Consider the following 20,899-nt stretch of genomic DNA (forward strand, 5'->3'; position numbering starts at 1 on the left):
GCATGCAAGTAGGTTATACGTTAAACTTGAATTGTGTTCCAACAGAGTTAAGACTATTACTCATATTGCTGCAAGATGAGGGAAATGTAGATGAAATAAATTTGCAACACATAAATTGGAATACATTCTTAGAGTTAGCAATGCATCATCGAGTGTTTCCTATGTTATACAGACGGTTGCAGAAGTTGAATTTGCCAATAGACGCTTCTATTTTACAAGCGTTGCACCAAGATTTTAAAAATAATACCTTTCAAATGTTGCATTTGAGCGCGGAGATGCAATACATGAGTCGTTTACTTGCAGACAGAGGAATCCGGTCTCTGTTTTTAAAAGGCCCTATACTAGCTATGGAACTGTATAGAGACCTATCTTTACGAACGTCTTGTGATTTAGATGTACTGGTCCCATTAGCAGATTTGCAGCGGGTAGAAGAACTGTTAATAGAACAGGGATATGAAAAGGATGACTATATTGAAACTGTACTTGGAGATTGGAAATGGCGACATCATCACGTTACGTACTTTCATCCTGTAAAGGGAATTAAGTTTGAGGTACACTGGCGTTTAAATCCGGGCCCCGCTATAGAGCCTCGTTTTCAGGATTTATGGCAAAGAAGACGAACGCGTCGTTTTGGTAATGAAGATGTTGCATTTTTAGGGCAAGAAGATCTATTCTTTTTTTTGGTTGCACACGGTGCTCGTCATGGTTGGTCGAGATTGCGCTGGCTTCTGGACATTCATCAATTTGTAAAGCAGGATGTAGATTGGAAAAAGGTCAGTCGCACCTTGCAAGCACATGGGTACTTACGAGTGGGGGGGCAAGCGCTCATACTCGGCTCTTCTTTATTAAAAACAAGTCTTTCAACAAATATGGTCACACTGCTAAAAGGAAAACATCCTGAGCGCTTGGCGCAGGAAGCTGTTTTTTATTTAGAGAGCATGATTAATTTACATACAGAGCCATTGCCCCATGATGTATCTGTGTACCATAAAAAGCATTTGGTTTCTCTAATGTCTCCTATGCAAAAGACGATGTTCTTAATAAGCTTTTTGTATCCATATCCAGAAGATGCGAAGACATTGCCACTTCCAAAATCATTGCACTTTTTGTATTTCCCCTTACGTCCGGCCATTTGGGCGTGGAAGAAAATTGTGCGATAGGAAAGGGGGTAAATACATGAAAGAACTGCGATATTATATGAGAGAATTGCATATGTTCTCGGGAAAAGTTTTATATATAAATATGATAGCGATGGTGTTGATCAGTTTACTTGAAGGTGCTGGTATTTTATTGTTAATTCCAATGATTCAGGCAAGTGGGATTGTGGGAGAAATGGCAGGTGCTTCTTGGTTAGAAAACTTTTTTGCATTTGTTAATAAAGTACCGGAAACATGGGCACTTCCTGTTGTTTTACTGATATATGTAATTTTAATTTTGTTTCAAACCATCATCCAGCAAAAATTGAATGTGAGAAATATGCAGATTTTAATAAAATTCACAAATTCTATACGCTTAAAAATCTACCGTTCGCTGTTAGAAGTAGAATGGAGCTTTTTTGTGAAAAAACGAAAATCAGATTTAATTAATCTGCTAACGAGTGAATTTGGCCGTTTTGTAAATGGTATAAACTTATGTTTACAACTACTGACTTCTTTTTTATTTACCTGTATCCAAATCGGCATTGCATTTTGCTTGTCACCTAGTATTACGTTATTCGTACTTGTATCGGGGTTACTACTAAGCTATTTTTCTAGACGTTTTATTAAGCGTTCACAATCACTTGGTAGTAAATCGACTGATATTGCAAAAGATTATCTCAGTGGCATAACGGATCACTTTAATGGTGTAAAAGATATTAAAAGCAATGCGTTAGAATGCTCGCGCTATACATGGCTACAAACATGGTGTGAAACTGTGCAAAAAGAGCAATTGGCTTACGCAAGGTTGAGCAATAGCTCACAACTGTTTTATAAAGTCGTATCGACTATACTGGTCGCACTCCTCATCTACGTTTCTATTCAAATGTTTCAGTCGCAACCAGCACAGCTACTCCTTATTGTATTAATCTTTTCGAGGTTATGGCCAAGGTTTACTGGTCTTCAGTCTAACTTAGAGCAGGTTGGAGCAACTATTCCAGTTTTTCAGTCGCTGTTTCAACTTCAACAACAATGCGAAAAATTACGTGAATTGAATCTTGCCAATCAGGAAGAAGTAGTTCCTTTGCAAATACAAGAGGGGCTTACATGTAAAAATCTTTCCTTTCAATATAAAAATGAAGGGAATACGTATGCGTTACAAAACATAAATTTACATATTCCTGTAAACAGCATGACAGCCATAGCTGGTCGTTCGGGGGCAGGAAAAAGTACGCTTATTGATTTGATTATGGGATTGATGCAGCCGGATGTTGGAAACGTGTATGTTGATAGCAAGCCTTTAACACAGCAAGAACTACCAGCTTTACGAAAAGAAATGAGTTATGTGGCGCAAGATCCGTTTTTATTTAATGCAAGTATACGAGAGAATTTATTGATTGTAAGGCCAGATGCTACCGAGAAAGAGCTATGGGATGCTTTAGAGTTCGCATCGGCTGTATTTGTTAAACAATTACAACAAGGGTTGGATACAGTTATCGGTGATAGGGGTGTTCGGTTATCGGGGGGAGAGCGCCAACGTCTTGTTTTAGCACGTGCTATTTTACGAAAACCAACTATTTTAGTGCTTGACGAAGCCACAAGTGCTCTAGATACGGAAAATGAGAGACACATTCAACAAGCACTCGAGCGTTTAAAAGGGCAGATGACGATCATTGTAATCGCACATCGTTTATCTACGATTGCAAATGCAGATCAGGTTGTTGTAATTGATAAAGGAGAAGTAGTACAAGCAGGAAGCTTTACCGATCTTGCAAAAAACGACAAAGGTTTATTTCATAAGCTGTTAGGTAATCAAGTAACGTTGCCGACTGAACAAAAAGTGGCTGGAGTTTTACAATATCGTTAAACTATAGCTTATTTGTAATGTGAATTTTCATCACATTACAAGCGGTATTACCGTCTTTGTATTTATATATAAAGTTACAATCATCCCTGGTGTAGACGCGGAAAGGAGGTGAGATCATGAAAGTAGTAAAAAAAATGCTGGTTCTATTTATGTTTATAAGTGCATTTACTTTTCCTACCTCTGCCCTTGCATCAGGATATAATTATCAACAAAAAAACACATATCAAACATACGTATATCAGGTGAAAACGTATTACGACACTAGTAAACAAACAAACTATTACTCTTCTTCAAAAGGAAACAGTCATTATACATACAGGTATGATTGCTATGACGATTACAAGGATTCCATTGATATTTGGAGAGATTGGTATTGTAACTGGGACTGGGAATGGTTTTGTAAATGGTACGAATGGCTATGGGGAAAAAAGAAATAGGAACATGAGCTTCGCTGCATGCAGTGAAGCTTTTTTATCTGAATCTTCATACGATATAATAAATTTAAATTTCATAAAAATTGTCTCATAGAGGAGAACCATATGAAGCATCAAACATCGAGACTTTTATATGTAGGTATTTTTATGTTATGTTGTTGGGGCATACTTGGCCTTGTAGTAAAGCAAACATCCCATGTATCTGTAATGGAGCAAGTTCCTATAGCTGTAGATACACTGGCTCCGGCTGTGGCACATACACCGGTACTTTCTACAAATGCTTATCAGGTTATGCGGCTAAAAGGACAAGTGCGCGCGACATTACACGTGCTGTTTTATATGTAAAGAGTGAAGGGACATCGATACAGATTTTCTATGCAAAGAACAGACTCTGTATATCAAGCGGACATCCCTGCAGAAGCTGTAGCCTCTGATTTTACATAAGTAAGTCTTATTACGGGGGAACGTATAAAAATAACCGCGGTCATTATGATTTGATTTCAGTAGGCGGCAATGATGATATCATGGTATATCTAGGTTGGAGTATGGATGCCGATGGTATTGCATGGATAAGTGAGGTACTTGCTGCGCACCCTGATCGAAAGGCAATTTTACATTTTCATGAGTATATGCTTGCGACAGGAACAAGACACCCTCTCGGAGAGAAATTGTATCAAGAGATCATGTTAAAACATCCTAATGTGTTTGCGGTACTCTCTGGTCATTATCATGAAAGTCAGCAGCTTATTGATGAAATAGATGATGATGGAGATGGAAAAGCAGATCGGAAAGTATAGCAATTACTTGCCGACTATCAAGCTGGCCCTGAGGGCGGACAGGGGGATATGCGCTTGTTGCATTTTGATACGATACGAAATCGTATTATTGTAAATACGTATTCACCATACCTAAACGACTATAATTTTTATGATACAAATGTGTATCCTGCAAAAGATGAGTTTGTGATGAACTTAGATTTAACGCCGCAGAAAAAACAAGTCGCGACAGATTATTTTGCAGTAAATGTCTATACAGACAATGTAATTGGCAAAGTAGAACGTGTAAATAGCGGCGGTATTGCAAGGGCAACATGGAATAATTTGAAGTCTAATGCATGGTATGCGATAGTGACAGACACGTTTACAGGGCAAGCAAGGTCAGATATCCAGACCTACGTAAAAGATCGTACAGTTCATTCAATTACCAAGAAATCACATACTCAGGCAAACTCGATATATGAAAAAGGTAATGCCATGTGGTTGCACGTCACGCTATTTAGCTTTTGGATCCTATGTAGTGTCATGGTCATTTTAGCAGGAGCTATTTTTTATCAAATGCGTAAGAGATAATAGAAAAGGTTCAGCATGCTGCAGGTATATGCTGTTATATAAAATGGAATAGAGGATGGGAGAAATGGAAGCATTTATTTACGATTTATTTAACGAAGATTTGTTATTTACAGCTGCTGAACGGTTTCAGATAGAACGGAATTCACTAGAAAAGGTCAGTACATCTGAAAGCTTTATTTATAGTTGTATTTGTCAAGGACAAGAGATGATATTACGTATCACACATAGCTCCCATCGTTCCGCAATAGAGATTGAAGGTGAAATGGAATGGATTGCACACTTAATTTCACAAGGTGTGCCAGCTTCACGCCCTGTTCTCTCTGTACATAGTAACGTGATAGAGGAGATTCCTACAAAAGAAGGGCAGTTTTTTGTGACGGTGTTTGAAAAGGCGCCCGGGCGGCATCCAAATATTCATGATTGGAAGCGCGACTTTTTTATAGAATGGGGTAGAACAACGGGTGCTATGCATAAAGCAGCAGTCTTGTTCGATTATACAACCAAGCGTCCAATGTGGCAGAATGAATATAATATTACAGCGATTCATACGTACGGTGAGCCTGATTTGATTGAAGTGCAGCGGCAGCTCATCCGTGATCTAGAGGCTTTACCGAAGGATGAGAGCGTCTATGGTATTATTCACTCTGATTTTGAGGACGGCAACTTCTTCATTCATCATGGTACAATTCATCCATTTGATTTTGATGAGTGTCAGTATCATTGGTTTGCCTATGATATTGGCAATGCAGTGCGTGCAGCCTCATGGTTTGTTGCTGATACAGATTCTGTATATACAGTAGAGGAATTTTTAAACGATTTTTTAGAAGGCTATTATAGTGAGTATCACTTAGATTTTCATTGGATCGAAAAACTTCCTATATTTATCCGTTTACGCGACTTATGTATTTATGTATATCTCATTGGTAAGCGTGGTCACAATATGTCCGAGGGGGAGAAGCGTTTTTTAGCAAGCATGAAGGAAGAAATTCGTGCAAAAAAACCTTGTGTACAAATCGATGTTAGTCAAATACGTCGTTATTAAGAAAGAGGTTCCATATGTCATGGAATCCTTTTTTGCAGGATGAGAAGAGCTACCAAAAAGGAAAAAAGTCATTTCTCGTTAAGTAAACTTATGGAGCTTCTAAGCAAATGATTAGACGAATAGAAGGGTATGACTATATAATAGGCTTCATTATTACACATAATGAAATGTTTTGTAAGAATCTTTCTTACATGGAATTTGATACAAAGAAGGTGTGTTAATGAATATAAAAATATCTGTATTAGATCTAGCACCCATTGTCCAAGGAGGTACGGCGACAGACTCGTTTCGTAATACACTGGATTTGGCGCAGCATGCGGAAAAATGGGGATATAACAGGTACTGGCTGGCGGAACATCATAATATGGCTGGTGTTGCGAGTTCAGCTACCTCTGTTGTAATTGGTTATGTGGCAGGCGGCACATCTCGCATTCGTGTCGGCTCAGGCGGTATCATGCTTCCTAATCATGCACCACTAGTCATCGCTGAGCAATTTGGTACACTGGCTTCTATGTACCCAGGTCGTATTGATCTTGGACTTGGACGCGCACCGGGAACAGATCAGCTTACAGCACGCGCGCTGCGCCGTGATTTACGAAATGCTGACGACTTTCCGGAGCAACTAGAAGAATTACGTGCGTACTTCGCCGGCGATGTAGAAAATGTTCGAGCAGTGCCAGGTGAAGGACTAGATGTACCGATATGGCTTCTGGGCTCAAGTGGATTCAGTGCACGTTTAGCGGGACAACTGGGCTTACCATTTGCATTTGCCAGTCATTTTTCTCCTGACTATACACTTCCTGCTATTGAAGCGTATCGCAGTACGTTTACACCATCACCAGTATTGGATAAACCATACGTCATGGTAGGTGCCAATGTGATTGTGGCAGAAACGGATGAAAAAGCGCGCTATCTTGCAACATCGCAGCAGCAACAATTCCTCAATCTCATTCGTGGCCGTACAGCACCGCTGCAGCCACCAGTAGAAAACATGGATTACTTGTGGAGCGAATATGAAAAGGCAGCGCTTGAACGTCAATTTGGTTCAGCAATTGTTGGCAGTCGTGAAACTGTAAAAGCAAAGCTTGAAGACTTTGTGAACATGACCGGTGCAGATGAAGTGATTGCGAGCGCGCACATTTTTCATCACGATGACCGGTTACATTCTTATGAAATGTTAGCTGAAATTGTAAGCAGGTAAAAACTCTCTCACCGGAGGGTTTTTTTCTTTGATATACTAGAGAGCAAGAAAGACAGCGGAGGAAGTACACATGAAAGTTCGTTACAAATTAATTTTGCTAGCACTACTTGCTTTAGCGGTAATACGCGTGTTTGATTGGTTCGGTGTATCACCTGATGATTTTCCAGCAGAATATAAAATGCCGCAAAAGCAAGAGTAATAGATTGTGAGATAGGGGGGATGCTATGACAGCGGAATTGCTTGCAAGAATAAAAGAAACAGAGGAGGTGCAATGGCGTAACCCATACCTCCTGCTGTTTGCGACCGCAATTCACAACGCACGTATTACAGCGGAAAATGTGAAAGCAGTGGAAGAGCGTTTACGCAGATTTGAGCCATATATTGCGAAGGTATTTCCGCAAACCAATGGTGTTATTGAATCACCTCTCATTGCAATACCAACTATGCAGAAGCACCTGCAAGTAAAAGGGAAGTTATTATTAAAATGTGATAGCCACTTTACCAATTTCCGGGTCGATTAAAGCAAGGGGCGGTATTTATGAGGTGCTGAAGCATGCAGAGCAATTGGCAGTAAGGCAAGGGAGGTTGGCATTGGAAGATTGCTATTCTCGTCTAGATAGCGAAGTGTTTCGTACATTTTTCTCACAATACCGCATCGCAGTCGGCTCTACGGGGAATTTAGGACTCAGCATCGGCATAATGGGAGCAATGCTTGGTTTTCATGTAACGGTACATATGTCAGTCGATGCCAAAGCATGGAAGAAAAAGTTACTTCGTCAAAAAGGTGTAACAGTCATTGAATATGAATCAATTTACTTGGAACCGTCTGCTCTGGCGGGCATGCTTGGACCTATACACGTTCCCAATGATCAGATCAGGAAACACACATCGTTTGGGCTACAGGGGGAAGTATGGTACGGCAGGAAGAGATGCAGACGTATTATAATAAAGGAAAAGAAACCTCTAATCTAGAATTATCTTGATTTAGTAATGTATGAAAAATATTGTTAGATTATAATAGTTCTAGGGGTATGTTTATCATCAGGGGAGGGTATAAAATGAAAATAAAAGCAGCGACTTTGTTGCTCGGAGCAGTGGGGATGTTTACCACAGTATTTTCATCGTCTACACAGGCTAACGGTACGCTTTTAAATGCGCCATTGATTTCTCAAAAGCCGGAACTCAATAACGGATGCGAAGTTACGAGTTTAGCCATGATGCTACAATACGGTGGTGTACCTGTTGGGAAAATGACATTGGCACATGAAGTCGCAAAAGATCTTACACCGTATCGAAAAGTGGGAAATACAATTTATTGGGGAAATCCTAATACTGGATTCGTTGGAGATATTACAGGGCGTTCTATCGGTTATGCAGTTTATCACGGCCCTATCTATGCGTTAGCGAATAAGTATACCAATGCAATCGACATAACAGGTCAATCATTTAAGGAAGTAACAAAGCAGTTAGATCGAGGTAAACCGGTCTGGGTAATTTCGACAAGTATTTTTGACACCGTACCTTGGAACGAGTGGCAAACCATTCAAACGCCGACCGGACCGCTTACAATGACGTTCCGCGAGCACAGTGTATTGCTAACGGGATATGATAGTACATATGTATATTTTAATGACCCACTTGCAAATGTGAAAAATCGTCGCGTATCAAAAGCCGCATTTATTCGTGGCTGGGAACAGTTTGGTAGACAAGCAGTTACTTTTGGTTCGTCTAAAATCATGATGGACAGTCCAGCGCAAGGAAGCAGCTTAAGTGGCGTTCACAATGTCTCCGGTTGGTTCTTAGATGAAAGCGGCGTGTCAAAGGTGGAAGTACTGGTAGATGGTCAAGTGATGGGACAAGCTACATATGGAAACGCCCGTCCGGATGTGCAACGTGCATATCCTGAGTATAACAATGGATATGCAGGCTTTCAGTATTCTCTTGATACAAATCGTTTGAGTAACGGTGTGCATACGATTACCGTAAGAGGTACGGGGAAAAATGGTAAGACGGTTACATTGTCAGGTTCTACCGTCACAGTATCCAATGCCATTGCGATGATGGACACACCTACACCGAATATGCAGCTTAGCGGTATTCACAACATCGTGGGCTGGTTCTTAGATGCAAGTGGTGTTGCCAGAGTTGAAGTATTAGTGGATGGAGCTGTGGTCGGCCAAGCTGTGTACGGAGATGCGCGACCTGATGTACAACGTGCGTATCCTCAATATAAAACCGGAAATGCTGGCTATCATTATGCATTAGACACAAAAACAATTTCTGAGGGGGTTCATAAGGTAACGATTAGAGGGGTCGGTAAAAACGGGGAAACAGTAACATTACCAGAACGAACGATTACAGTTGCGAATGTTAAAGGTGTTCTCGATAATCCAGTTTCTAATATGACAATAAGCGGTATTCATAAAATCGGCGGCTGGTTCTTGGATGAGAGCGGTGTCGCGAAGGTTGAAGTATTAGTAGACGGTGCTGCGGTTGGCCAAGCTGTGTACGGGCAGGAAAGACCAGATGTATTGCGGGCATATCCACAATCCAAAAATGGAAATGCTGGCTACGTCTATGAACTCAATACAATGACTTTAAAAGAAGGCAAGCATAACATCGCCGTACGAGAAACAAGTAAAACAGGTCGCGTCACAACACTTCCTGCTGCTCCTGTCACGGTAACAAACACACACAGTTATATTGATGCGCCTGATGCAAAAGAAACAATCAGCGGTAACTACACAGTGTCCGGTTGGTTTTTAGATCGGGCAGGTGTAGGAAGAGTTGAAGTGTTAATAGACGGTGCTATGGTAGGAAACGCGGTATACGGCCAGCCAAGATTTGACGTACAGCAAGTATATCCGCAGTACAACAACTTAAATGCCGGCTACCGATTTGTATTGGATACGAAAAAATTCAGTAATGGTAATCATACCCTAACAATTCGAGAGCGGGGTAAAAACAATCGAGTGGTAACGTTGTCGAACGTGCCGATTGTGATTGCAAATCATTAAATACAAGTAAAAATTAGTCAGTGTGACTGAATTTTTGCGTTACACTGATATTGTGTAGTTTGATGAAACTTACATAAAATACGTGTACTAAGGGGAAATTGTGATGAAGACAAACAGATTATGGTTACGTCTGTTAACTTTGGAGGATGCAGCCGATGTATGGCAACACTTTGCAGATCCGGCAGTGACAGAATTTATGGATATTGAGCCGTGCAAAGATATCGAGACAGCTAGGGAAATCATCCGGTTTCATATGATGGACAGTGGATGCCGATATGGTATATACAACCAAATAGGTGTATTTATTGGTACGTGCGGTTTTCACTATTTGCGCCAAAGTACGCATAAACACATTACTGCTGAAATCGGGTTTGATTTAGCAAAGGCCTATTGGGGTAACGGCTACATGAATGAAGCAGTACAAGCTTTGATTCAGAGAGGATTCACAGAGCTAGGATATCATACTATAGATGCGACCGTGGAACCGGGTAACAGTAGGTCAATTCGCTTACTGGAAAAGCTGGGATTTGACAGGGCTGAAGAAATGCGGGAGGGTTTAGTGTATTTCCAGCTTAAGCGGAATAAGTGGCTGGTACGTATAGCTAAGTAAAAATTACCGTATAAGATAGTAGATAAACTCTCTTATAAGCGTCACGGAGTACATATATGTTGCTATGTTTTGAAAATGGAAACGTATATTGTAGCTGGTGATTTCAAGACAAGGAAGTATGCGGAATTCAAATGGGTGCAGCTTCATGGGTTTGGTAACTTAGAATAGGCACCCCCCGATATTCTGATGGTTAAAATCTTATCAGCGAGTCAAGTCCGTGAACTTTCTTGTACACTGTATTTGTCCGTAAAAGCGTTATATTCTGATTTACGTAAAATATGTTTTTTTCTATAGTGATAAAAGTCACACTTTACCTTACCTTCAACACAAATGCATACACGACATCGCCCTTTGGAATTTCCGCATTCTTTTTATCAAACCAACGCACACTGTCTTCGTAATAGTATACGCCTGTTTCAATCGGCGCTTGAAACTCTGATTTTTCTGCAACTGTTTCATAGTCGTAGCCGGATACATGTTTAGATAGAATGACTTCATCAGGCTTCGCTTGATAATCAATCTGCAGCTTTATCTGTTCGCTGCCCTTTATAATGATAGGTGCTTTGCCTTTTAACAGTTCAGCCGGCGCCTCGGTGTCAGCGCATATATGCTTCCAGCAATAAGAACCAACCATTGTATTATAGGAATGTTCTCCAATTATAATGACTGCCTGGGGTGGATTCTCTTGTGTGAGCTGCTGACAAGATGTCAAAAGCAACACTGCAAGAAGAGATGTAATAAGTTACAGCTTATTGCAAGCTGATCAATAGAGATAAAAGCTTGATTGTAGAAAAGAGCGCGAATAAGCGCTCTTTTCTATGGAATACTATAGAGAAATATTAGATAGATAATAAGAATTTTTTTCTAGTTCGACTATTTTTATATCTATTGCGATAACTTTATGAGATTCGTTATAATGAAAAGCTTGTGAGGAAATGTGATGCAATTGCGTCTTTTTTTTATGACTTGAAAAAGTAGACACACTTATTTAAGACAGCTTTTGACACGAACAGACTCGTGGTGGCTATTTTTATATTCGCGGTATGAAAATAATGGTAAAATAGAGGTGGAGGTGGAGAGATGATAAAAGGTGTTATCTTTGATTTTGACGGCCTTTTGGTTGACACAGAAAGTATTTGGTTTGAAGCATTTCGCGAAGCGCTTCAAGCGTATGGAATGGATTTAACCGTGGAACAGTTTTCTAAAGTAATTGGTACGCATGACGCTGAGTTATATGAAATGATTGAAAAGGGTACAAAGAAGCCTGTGGAAAGAGAGGTTTTGCTACAAGAAGTGGACGATATCTTTCGAATGAAAATGGGTGAGCCCTCTCTTCGCGCGGGTGTTGTAGAGTACTTAGAGGAAGCAAAAGAAAGTGGTCTTCGCATAGCACTTGCTTCGAGTTCAAAACGCGCATGGATTGAAGGATTTTTGACACGCCTTGGTGTTCTTCACTATTTTGAAGTGCTGAAAACAAAAGAAGACGTAGAACACGTTAAGCCTGATCCTGCATTATACATACAAGCATACGAAGCGCTTGGTTTACAGGCTCATGAGTGCGTAGCATTTGAAGACTCGTTAAACGGGTTAATGGCAGCAAGAGCAGCCGGTTTACATTGTGTAATTGTTCCTAACTCGGTAACGGCACATCTGCCATTTGTGGATTACAGCCATCGAATTGAATCCATGAGTGACTATCAGTTAAAACATGTTTTACAGTTGTTGCCTATATAGGATGGGTAATCATCTTTTGGTATGTAAACTTAAACAAGCATAGCCCAATGAAAATTGGGCTATTGCTGAAAACTGCGCTTTTTTAACATTTGTTCAAACATCGGATAAAAGAACTGTACAACGAAGCCGAGAGAGAGTGTTACAATAATCGTTCCGATGCCGATGGCTCCTTTAAATAAAAAAGCAAGTAATAGCGCAAAGCTTTCACTAATAATACGAGAAGTGCGCAGATTTAAGTTAAAACGCGTATGAATAGCAACCATTAACGTGTCCATTGGACTAGAAGGAAACTTTGCTTGTAAGTAAACAGCAACACCGATGCCCATTGTTAAAATACCAGACAATAAGGATGTATATTGCAGCAATGCTGCTTGTGGCGAAAAGTCTTTTAAAACAATGAGAAGCCAAAAATCAATTAACATACCAATTACAAAAATGGTAGCGGCGGCCAACACTTCCGGACGTTTTTTCAACAGAGCTGCGTTGATGAAAATAAGAATAATACCATTAATAAATACACATGTTCCGACTGTTAACCCAAACATCTTAGATTCTCCAACTGCAAGTGCATCCCATGCAGATGCCCCTAAATTCGATTTAATAATAAGTGCTACACCCAAGGTTAGAACTAAAAGTCCAAGCGTAAAAAAAGAAAGTCTCTCTTTCATACATATGCTCCTTACATATATGATGTATTTGATGTCAGACGTCTGATGAAATTCTATATAAATCATACGGAAAGTGCTTTCAAAATGCAACATAAATTTTATGACAGTCTATAGTATGAGCTTGCAGCAACTGTTTCATGCCAAGATTGAAGGGCAATGATAACAACGGTTATAATAGAAGGGTAAACAAAGGGAAGGTGTTGTAATGAAGGTTTTAATTGCAGAAAAGCCAGATCAAGCCATGAAGCTAGCGGCTCCGTTTACTTATAAAAAACGTGATGGCTACATAGAAGTGTCACCTAATTCTTATTTTCCAAACGGTGCGTACTTTACATGGGCGGTAGGGCATATTTGTGAGCTACTCGCTCCGGAAGAATACGATGCTTCCTGGAAACGCTGGAGCGTTACCACGCTCCCTATGATTCCGCAAGCATTTCACTATAAGGTCACAAAATCAAAAGCTAAGCAATTCAACGTCATTCGAGGGTTGCTCAAAAGGCCAGAAATAAAGGAGATTATTCATGCTGGTGATGCCGGACGAGAAGGAGAGCTAATTGTACGAACGATTATTCAAACAGCACGTGTCCGCAAACCTATGAAACGGCTCTGGATTTCATCTTTAACAGAGAAAGCTGTGAAGGAAGGGTTCGCGAATTTACGATCTGAGGAAGAAACACGCAATTTATACGAGGAAGCATACAGTCGGGCATGTGCGGATTGGTTAGTTGGAATGAATGCTTCCCGTGTGTATACAATCTTAATGAAACAACATGGCATTTCGGATGTGTTTTCAGCAGGGCGTGTGCAAACGCCAACGTTAGCTTTAGTTGTGAAGCGAGAAAAGGAGATTGCTGCGTTTGTCTCAAAGCCGTTTTGGGAAGTAATTGCTAAGTTTAATATAGATGGAAAGCGATACGAAGGAAAATGGCATAAAGAACAGGAAACGCGCATTGATCATGCGGAAATGGCAGCAAAAATTGCTGCGTTTTGTCAAGGAAAGCCGGCACGGGTAGAGGAGTTAGAGATTGAAAGAAAGGAGTTTCAACCTCCGTATCTATTCAATCTGTCTTCACTGCAAGCGACAGCAAACCGTGCTTTCAAGTTTTCTCCTAAAAAAACGTTAGATGTTGCCCAAAGTCTATATACCAAAGGATATTTGTCGTATCCGCGCTCTGATTCAAGCTTTGTCACAAAAGGTGAAGCGGCAGGGTTTCCACATATTTTGGAGCAGCTCAGTCAGCAAACGACATATCAGTCGTATTTTCCAACTCCAATCGCTTCTATCCTTACGAATAAGCGTTATGTAAATGAAAAGAAGGTCACTGATCATTACGCCATCATTCCAACGGAACAGGTACCGAATGTGGCAAAGCTAAGTAGTGATGAATACAAAATATATGACCTCGTTGCAAAGAGGCTCATTGCAGCTCATTATCCTGTTGCTATATTTGATTATACAACGGTGTCTACCCTCGTAGATGAGCGTGCAACCTTTATTTCGAAAGGAAAGCAACAAATACAAGAAGGCTGGCGCAGGGTATTATATGGAGAAGGAAAGGAAGAAGAGGAAGACGTATTGCTCCCTCTTTTAGAAAAGGGTGAAACAGGTTACGTTGAAAAAGCAACCGTCAAAGAAGGAAAAACGCAGCCACCTAAGCGTTATACGGAAGGTCAACTTATCACGCTGATGAAAACGGCTGGGAAAGTACTAGAGGATGAGCAGCTAGAAAAGGTGCTTCATAAAACAGAAGGACTTGGTACAGAAGCCACACGTGCTGGCATTATTACGATGCTAAAAGATCGTAACTATATTTCAGTTCAAAAGAACCAAGTATTTGCAACAGAGAAAGGCATACTTCTCGTTGAAGCAATTGGGGATCAAATTCTGGCTTCGCCGGAAATGACAGCACGCTGGGAGCAGCGCCTCGGTGAAATTGGCCAGGGGCAGGCGGATGCGGCAATGTTTATGGAGCAAGCGAAAAAGCTGGCTGCTAAGATTGTAGAGCATGCAGTAACGCAGTCAGCTACATGGGACTTTAGTCAAATTGATAAAGAACAATATCAGTCAAGGCGTCCGGGCAAAAAAGAGTTTACACCGATTGGGGCGTGTAAAAAATGCGAGGGACAAATTGTAGATAAGGGCACATTTTACGGGTGTTCGAATTACACCAAAACAAAGTGCGATTTTACGCTTTCTAAAAAAATTCTAGGTAAAACCATCTCACAGGCAAATGCAAAGAAGCTACTAAAAGGGGAGCCGACAAGCTTAATCAAGGGCTTTAAAAAAGGGGATAAAGTGTTTGATGCTAAGCTCGGGTTTACAGATAACAAAATCCAATTCATATTTGAAAAATAAAAAAGTCTAATGTCTTAGCTGTTTCCCCTTTTGTCTTTTATGGAAAGGTTTCCATTCCAATCTTTGTACAAAAGTGATAGCATAGAATGGTAGGATACCGAAAGTGAGGAAATCAATATGACAAAGCAAGTACAAGCATTTATTTTTGATTTAGATGGTGTCATCACAGATAGTGCAGAACACCATTACTTAGCTTGGAAGCAACTAGGGCAAGAGTTACATATTCCGTTTGATCGGGAGTTTAACGAGCAGTTAAAAGGCGTTAGCCGCATGGATTCATTAGAGCGTATTTTAGCGCTTGGCAATCGTCAACATGATTTTACAGCAGAAGAAAAGGAAGCGCTCGCTACAAAGAAGAATGAACATTATAAAGAGTTGATTAAAGGTATTACAGAAGCAGATATCTTACCAGGTATCACAGATCTTCTTGCAGATATTCGCAAGCATGGTCTAAAGGTAGGCTTGGCCTCGGCTAGTAAAAATGCATTTGTTGTGATTGATCGTCTTGGTGTCGGTGAACATTTTCATTACATTGTAGACGCGGCAAAAGTGGCAAAGGGTAAGCCAGACCCTGAAATATTTTTAAAGGCTGCGGATGCATTAGGTGTTCCTTATGAAAATTGTATTGGAGTAGAGGATGCAGAGGCAGGTATTGAAGCGATTAAAGCAGCTGGTATGTTTGCTGTTGGTGTAGGAACACCAGAGTCTATGGCGAAAGCTGATTATGTTGTTTCTGGAACGAGCGAGCTGAGATATGATGAAATTATTGCCCGTTTCCAGCAAACAAAATAAAACAGCATATGCAAAACAAGCGAGGACTGAAATGTTCTCGCTTGTTTTGCATAAGAATATGTACCAATATCAGATAAATAGCAATGAATGCAAACATATCTGTACACACATATGGACATTTCTTCCTCTCTTACATATAATTAAAAGTAATTCTAAACAGATCGGAGTGATGCATTATGTTAATTGCACATATGAACCAAAAGAGTGAGGAAGGAACGGGCCGAACGAGATAATTGTCGCCGTGTCCTTCCATATAAAAGGGAGGATATTATATTGACATTGAATCATTTAGGTTGGGACGCTTATTTCGGATCACAACGTACGAAGGCATATGAGGTTGGGCGAGTTGTGCTTGAGCATAAACATATGTATCGAATCGTGTCCGATGACGGTGAATATTTAGGGGAATTGGCAGGTAAGTTTCGACATGAAGCAAGCGTAAAAAGTGATTATCCTGCAGTGGGTGACTGGGTTTGGATTACAAAGCTTCCAAATGAACAAAAAACGGTTATTCATGGTGTACTAACAAGAAAAAGTGCGTTTTCTCGTCAGGCTGCCGGCGAAAAAACCGAAGAACAGATTGTTGCAGCAAATGTTGATTATGTGTTTCTTGTAAACGCTTTAAATAAAGATTTCAACTTACGTCGTATAGAGCGTTATCTCCTACTTGCATATGAAAGCGGAGCACTTCCGGTTATTGTGCTGACAAAGCAGGATTTATGTGAACAGGTTGATGTTCTTATAGAAGAAACAAGAAGCATTGCGTTTGGCGTAGATGTGTTCGCTGTTGATAGTGTAAGCGGAACAGGAATACAAGAGCTGAAAAGCTTTATTAAAGATGGAAAAACAGTCGCGTTATTAGGTTCTTCAGGAGTAGGAAAATCAACTCTTTTGAATGCTCTTATTGGTGAAGAAGTTAGTAAAACAGGTGGCATTCGTGAGGGTGATGACAAAGGTCGCCATACAACAACTCATCGTGAGTTGTTCTTGCTCCCGGGAGGTGGTCTTGTAATCGACACGCCTGGCATGAGAGAATTGCAGCTATGGGAAGGAAGCAGTGCTGTGGAGGCTACATTTACTGATATTGAGCAGCTTTCAAAAGTGTGTCGATTTTCAGACTGTAAGCATGAAACAGAGCCAGGATGTGCAGTGCGTCTTGCTATAGATGAGGGAACCCTCGAACTAGAGCGACTTACCAGCTACAATAAACTACAGCGAGAAATCGCCTATGCGGCTCGTAAGCAAAGTACAGTCCTCGCTCGTGAAGAACGCAATAAATGGAAACAAATTACGAAAAGTATGAGAAAAGGTAAACAGAAATAGGAAAATACCTCGTCGAAAGACGAGGTATTTTCTTGCGAGGAGAATAGATATGAGGGAGGTTTTGCATCGTATACCAGAGCTAGCGGGAAAAGCGTTATTACAAATTCATTCGTTGGTGAAACCCAATAACGAAAGGACATTGGAAGAGTATCGTATTTCCAAGCATGAGCGCTATACGAAACGCTCTCAAGAGCTAAATCTATCTCTCGTACCTATTATAGATGCCTTGGATTTCATTGATAACCATAAGCAATTATTGAAAAATCGACCTATCGTTTTTTTACATGATGATTTTTATCCAAGCAATTTAATACTCACTACTAATAAATTAGAAGCGGTTATTGATTTTGGAAGGTATGAATGGGGAGACCCTTATCATGATTTTTACAAGATTGCTTTATTTACGAGAAACGTAAGTCCTGCGTTTGCAACGGGGCAAATACACGGTTATTTTGATGGAGAGCCTCCTCAGGAGTTTTGGCTGTATTATGCTTTGTATGCAGCGTTTGGTGTTGTTGCTGATGTGGTGTGGTCATCTGTGCATACGCCGCATCTATTAGAGGAAACAAAGCAGCGTTTAATGACAATCCTGCAAGATCATCATGACTTTAAGCAATGCATGCCTCAGTGGTACATACAAGAGTTACAAACATTTAAAAGTGAATTAGGAAACAAGTTTTAATTCGTGTAAAAAAGAGCAAATCCGTAAATTTTCCTTTTTTAGATAAATTTTGTATAAGTATGCCAAATAACTGACCCTTCATGGCACTCATGAATAAGGTAATAAAGAACAAATAAAGACGAAAGGAGACTAAAGTATGAACCGTTATCATGTAGGTGGTGTAGGCCATCCAGCGGTTGGGTTTGGCGTTGGTCATCCAGTTGGATTTGGTATTGGTCGTCCGCCTTTTTGGGGAGGCGTACCCTTTGCGGCAGGCTTAGCAACAGGAGCGTTGTTATCACCTGGATTCGGAGCTTATCCTGCACCATATCCCGTTCCTGCACCGTACCCAGTTCCTTACACGCCATATTATCCTTATTCGCAGTATGGTTATTAACATAAGAACAATACACAACGCCATCCTTAAGGATGGCGCTGTTATTCTTTAATAGCGAAAAATGATAGTATCCATTAAAAGTAATGGAAGATATGCTAGTAAAATTAAAATAAAGCATCCCATGTAGGATTCTCTATTTTCAGGCTTTGTCTAAATCTTTTTTGATTGGAGAAGTAGTCTGCTTTAAAACAGAAACCCAATGTTGTTTAATTTGAGCAGGTACATGAATCTCTCTTTGACTGTAGGTAATTTGCTCATATGTACCTGTTAGCTGCTGCATATAAGAAGAACGAAGGTGCTCATCTACATATAAAGCATATTCACGCAATGTTTGTGTTTTCTTATGAGGTAAACCAATCCGCTCAAGCTGCTTAACGAGCGCATGATAAGCACTGGCAAAGTTCTTTTCATTCATATTTCGATAACGAAGCTGTAAGAAAAGAAAGAACAACCTTAAACGATGTTTTATGCTTAAGACAGCCACTATAAGTACAAATACGACTATCACTATTGAGGTTTTCCAAGTCCATTGTATAATTGGCTTTTGAGTGGTTGTACCCGTCACTTCCTCTGAAAAATCCTTCTGGGGTTTTTCAGCTGGTTTTGCTATCGGGTCGGTTGTTTCGCTCGTTGTCTGCGGAGCTGCAACAACTTCTTGTGTAAAACGATAAGGGTTAGTAAACCCTTTTGTCGGTTCAAACGGAACCCACCCGTACCCCGGAAAGTACACTTCAACCCAAGAGTGAGCATTGTTATTGGTTACTTGATATATATCTTCATAATTGGTTTCTGCTGTTCCGCTTGTTTTTTCTCCTTCAGTGTACCCCTTCACCCAACGAGAGGGAATATCAGCTGCTCGAAGTAATACAATCATAGCACTTGAAAAGTTGTTGCAGTATCCTTTTTGTGTTTCAAATAAAAATTGATCAACATAATCTTGATTTTCTTGCGGATAAGGCACATCTTTCATTTCGTACGTAAAATCTGCAAAATAGTTTTCAATGGCTTTTACTTTATCGTAGCGATTAGTTTTGTCAGCTGTTAAAGTAAGAGACAAATCTTTTACTCGTTGTGGCAACTGCGCAGGAAGTTGTGTGTACATGTTTTTGAAATAAGGTGTATTTTCTAGTTCATCAGGTGAATTAACACTTTTTAAACCCTCTATAGGAAATTCAGGAACACTAAAATTTGTTTTGTAACTGTCAACCACCGTCGATGGAGGAATAGGTATTTTTTCAGAAACTATATCTACATCCAGTGGCCACTCAATCGGGGCTTCAATCGAAATAAGTCCTGCTGGGTAAATAAAATAAGGGGGTAAGCCGTTCAAATTGAAAGAAGCCCGTGCAGGTTCTGTTTTTGTAAGTGGGCCGTACCAATTCATTGCATTATTAACAAATTGGGAAGGAGTGTCTACGATTCCCACATCCAATTGAGCCTCGCTCCTATCAGAATTTTCCCATCCCTTTCCTGTATAGAAATCTTTCACTTCTACCCGCCAATAGGAGCTGTTTGCTGTAATTACCGAAAATACTGGTGTATCATCTGGAAGGAAGGGACCACCTAATTGTGAATCATCTGTGCTATACCCAACTTTTGCTGTTCCCTCACTTTTGGCAGATGTAAGTGAGGTGAAACGAGAGATGGGATCAGGCCACTGCGGTGCAAGTTTTGGTGCGAAATAACCAATAAGAATGCAACATGTAATTGCTACAAAAAGCTGTAAATGAAAGATAGGATAGCCTTTAAATAAAGGTGTGATGCGAGCTGTATTTTGTAAGCCAATTGTAATAAAACCCAGAGCTGTTACCCCAATAATAGATTGTTTGGCGTAATAGGGAGAGAATGTGTCAAAAATGGCAAGATAGACAATGGATAGAATCAGTAAAAATAGCAGTCCTTTTTGCTTTTGAACCACCCACTGATAGGAAAGTGAGCAACTGACCCATAGCAAGATAAAAAATAATAAAGTTCGAACGATAGGAGTCCAGTTCTTCCATTCTCCTGTAAAAAGGTGACCAATATCCGCTGTAACATCATGTAGAAACCCATTTAACCAACTTGATTCGCCATATACATGGCTTGAAGCCGTATGCAATAAAAGAATAAGCAGCATGCTTTTTAAAGGTATGGATATAAGCTTGCGAATACCAATCCATGAACCGACAAGACAAGCGCCGATAAAAATGATAAAGACATCTATGCGGTACATATCTGTTACCATTGGTAATGGTTTCAGCCACTGTATTAAAATAAAAAACAAAATAATAAGTAATGGGATGTGTTTCATTTGTATATGATCCTTTTTCAAT

The 20,899-nt window shown here is 40.2% G+C and carries 20 protein-coding genes and 2 pseudogenes; 18 read left to right on the forward strand and 4 right to left on the reverse strand.

Annotation, left to right across the window (positions count from 1 at the left end; all coding sequences use genetic code 11):
* The first annotated feature begins 2 nt into the window (after window positions 1–2).
* From MUG87_RS00770 to MUG87_RS00820, 12 genes and pseudogenes are all read left to right on the forward strand, one after another.
* A complete protein-coding gene (locus tag MUG87_RS00770) occupies window positions 3–1,160 on the forward strand; it encodes a nucleotidyltransferase domain-containing protein (RefSeq protein WP_247084633.1) in 1,158 nt (385 codons plus the stop codon).
* Between the two features lie 16 nt (window positions 1,161–1,176).
* The gene (locus MUG87_RS00775; protein ID WP_247084635.1) at window positions 1,177–3,003 is read left to right on the forward strand and encodes an ABC transporter ATP-binding protein; all 1,827 of its coding nucleotides are present in this window, start codon (window positions 1,177–1,179) and stop codon (window positions 3,001–3,003) included.
* 116 nt (window positions 3,004–3,119) lie between these two features.
* On the forward strand, window positions 3,120–3,440 hold the full coding sequence (locus MUG87_RS00780; protein ID WP_247084637.1) for a hypothetical protein: 321 nt from the start codon (window positions 3,120–3,122) through the stop codon (window positions 3,438–3,440).
* 102 nt (window positions 3,441–3,542) lie between these two features.
* Window positions 3,543–3,782 (forward strand): hypothetical protein, encoded by a 240-nt coding sequence (locus MUG87_RS00785; protein WP_247084639.1) that lies wholly within the window; start codon window positions 3,543–3,545, stop codon window positions 3,780–3,782.
* Window positions 3,783–3,877: 95 nt separating this feature from the next.
* The gene (locus tag MUG87_RS00790) at window positions 3,878–4,234 is read left to right on the forward strand and encodes a hypothetical protein (protein WP_368042580.1); all 357 of its coding nucleotides are present in this window, start codon (window positions 3,878–3,880) and stop codon (window positions 4,232–4,234) included.
* A gap of 54 nt (window positions 4,235–4,288) precedes the next feature.
* The gene (locus MUG87_RS00795; protein ID WP_247084643.1) at window positions 4,289–4,786 is read left to right on the forward strand and encodes a hypothetical protein; all 498 of its coding nucleotides are present in this window, start codon (window positions 4,289–4,291) and stop codon (window positions 4,784–4,786) included.
* 64 nt (window positions 4,787–4,850) lie between these two features.
* Entirely contained in the window at window positions 4,851–5,828 is a 978-nt protein-coding gene (locus MUG87_RS00800) for a phosphotransferase enzyme family protein (RefSeq protein WP_247084645.1), read from the forward strand.
* Between the two features lie 220 nt (window positions 5,829–6,048).
* Window positions 6,049–7,029, forward strand: coding sequence for an LLM class flavin-dependent oxidoreductase (locus MUG87_RS00805; RefSeq protein ID WP_247084647.1), 981 nt, complete (start codon window positions 6,049–6,051; stop codon window positions 7,027–7,029).
* A 70-nt stretch (window positions 7,030–7,099) separates the two neighbouring features.
* Window positions 7,100–7,228, forward strand: coding sequence for a hypothetical protein (locus MUG87_RS19575; protein WP_281503668.1), 129 nt, complete (start codon window positions 7,100–7,102; stop codon window positions 7,226–7,228).
* Window positions 7,229–7,253: 25 nt separating this feature from the next.
* Window positions 7,254–7,836: pseudogene (locus MUG87_RS00810) on the forward strand (D-serine ammonia-lyase); the annotation flags it as partial.
* A 251-nt stretch (window positions 7,837–8,087) separates the two neighbouring features.
* Window positions 8,088–10,046 (forward strand): Ig-like domain-containing protein, encoded by a 1,959-nt coding sequence (locus tag MUG87_RS00815; RefSeq protein WP_247084649.1) that lies wholly within the window; start codon window positions 8,088–8,090, stop codon window positions 10,044–10,046.
* 103 nt (window positions 10,047–10,149) lie between these two features.
* Window positions 10,150–10,656 (forward strand): GNAT family N-acetyltransferase, encoded by a 507-nt coding sequence (locus tag MUG87_RS00820; RefSeq protein ID WP_247084652.1) that lies wholly within the window; start codon window positions 10,150–10,152, stop codon window positions 10,654–10,656.
* A 310-nt stretch (window positions 10,657–10,966) separates the two neighbouring features.
* Here the strand turns inward: MUG87_RS00820 and MUG87_RS00825 are convergent, their stop codons facing one another.
* Entirely contained in the window at window positions 10,967–11,368 is a 402-nt protein-coding gene (locus MUG87_RS00825) for a hypothetical protein (RefSeq protein WP_247084654.1), read from the reverse strand.
* Between the two features lie 368 nt (window positions 11,369–11,736).
* Here MUG87_RS00825 and MUG87_RS00830 point away from each other — a divergent pair.
* A pseudogene (locus tag MUG87_RS00830) lies at window positions 11,737–12,294 on the forward strand (HAD family hydrolase); the annotation flags it as partial.
* Here the strand turns inward: MUG87_RS00830 and MUG87_RS19655 are convergent.
* Together MUG87_RS19655 and MUG87_RS00835 are read right to left on the reverse strand one after the other, a co-directional pair.
* Complete coding sequence (locus MUG87_RS19655) at window positions 12,268–12,357, reverse strand: CRISPR-associated DxTHG motif protein (RefSeq protein WP_368042581.1); 90 nt, start codon at window positions 12,355–12,357, stop codon at window positions 12,268–12,270. The pseudogene MUG87_RS00830 and the gene MUG87_RS19655 overlap by 27 nt on opposite strands.
* 92 nt (window positions 12,358–12,449) lie before the next feature.
* Complete coding sequence (locus MUG87_RS00835; protein ID WP_247084658.1) at window positions 12,450–13,058, reverse strand: YczE/YyaS/YitT family protein; 609 nt, start codon at window positions 13,056–13,058, stop codon at window positions 12,450–12,452.
* A 205-nt stretch (window positions 13,059–13,263) separates the two neighbouring features.
* Between MUG87_RS00835 and MUG87_RS00840 the strand changes: the two genes are divergently transcribed.
* The 5 genes from MUG87_RS00840 (at window position 13,264) to MUG87_RS00860 (ending at window position 18,587) form a co-directional block, all read left to right on the forward strand.
* Window positions 13,264–15,414 carry a DNA topoisomerase III gene (locus tag MUG87_RS00840; RefSeq protein WP_247084660.1) on the forward strand — a complete coding sequence of 717 codons (2,151 nt, stop codon included), beginning with the start codon at window positions 13,264–13,266 and terminating at the stop codon, window positions 15,412–15,414.
* A 117-nt stretch (window positions 15,415–15,531) separates the two neighbouring features.
* Window positions 15,532–16,206, forward strand: a complete 675-nt coding sequence (gene pgmB / locus MUG87_RS00845) for a beta-phosphoglucomutase (protein ID WP_247084662.1) — start codon at window positions 15,532–15,534, stop codon at window positions 16,204–16,206.
* Window positions 16,207–16,479: 273 nt separating this feature from the next.
* A complete protein-coding gene (gene rsgA, locus MUG87_RS00850) occupies window positions 16,480–17,529 on the forward strand; it encodes a ribosome small subunit-dependent GTPase A (RefSeq protein WP_368042552.1) in 1,050 nt (349 codons plus the stop codon).
* A gap of 49 nt (window positions 17,530–17,578) precedes the next feature.
* Entirely contained in the window at window positions 17,579–18,211 is a 633-nt protein-coding gene (locus tag MUG87_RS00855; RefSeq protein WP_247084664.1) for an aminoglycoside phosphotransferase family protein, read from the forward strand.
* Window positions 18,212–18,347: 136 nt separating this feature from the next.
* Window positions 18,348–18,587, forward strand: coding sequence for a hypothetical protein (locus tag MUG87_RS00860; protein ID WP_247084666.1), 240 nt, complete (start codon window positions 18,348–18,350; stop codon window positions 18,585–18,587).
* A 139-nt stretch (window positions 18,588–18,726) separates the two neighbouring features.
* Here the strand turns inward: MUG87_RS00860 and MUG87_RS00865 are convergent, their stop codons facing one another.
* Window positions 18,727–20,898, reverse strand: a complete 2,172-nt coding sequence (locus tag MUG87_RS00865) for a transglutaminase TgpA family protein (protein WP_247084668.1) — start codon at window positions 20,896–20,898, stop codon at window positions 18,727–18,729.
* Between the last annotated feature and the right edge of the window lies 1 nt (window position 20,899).

Source organism: Ectobacillus sp. JY-23 (genome assembly GCF_023022965.1).
Lineage (GTDB): Bacteria > Bacillota > Bacilli > Bacillales > Bacillaceae_G > Ectobacillus.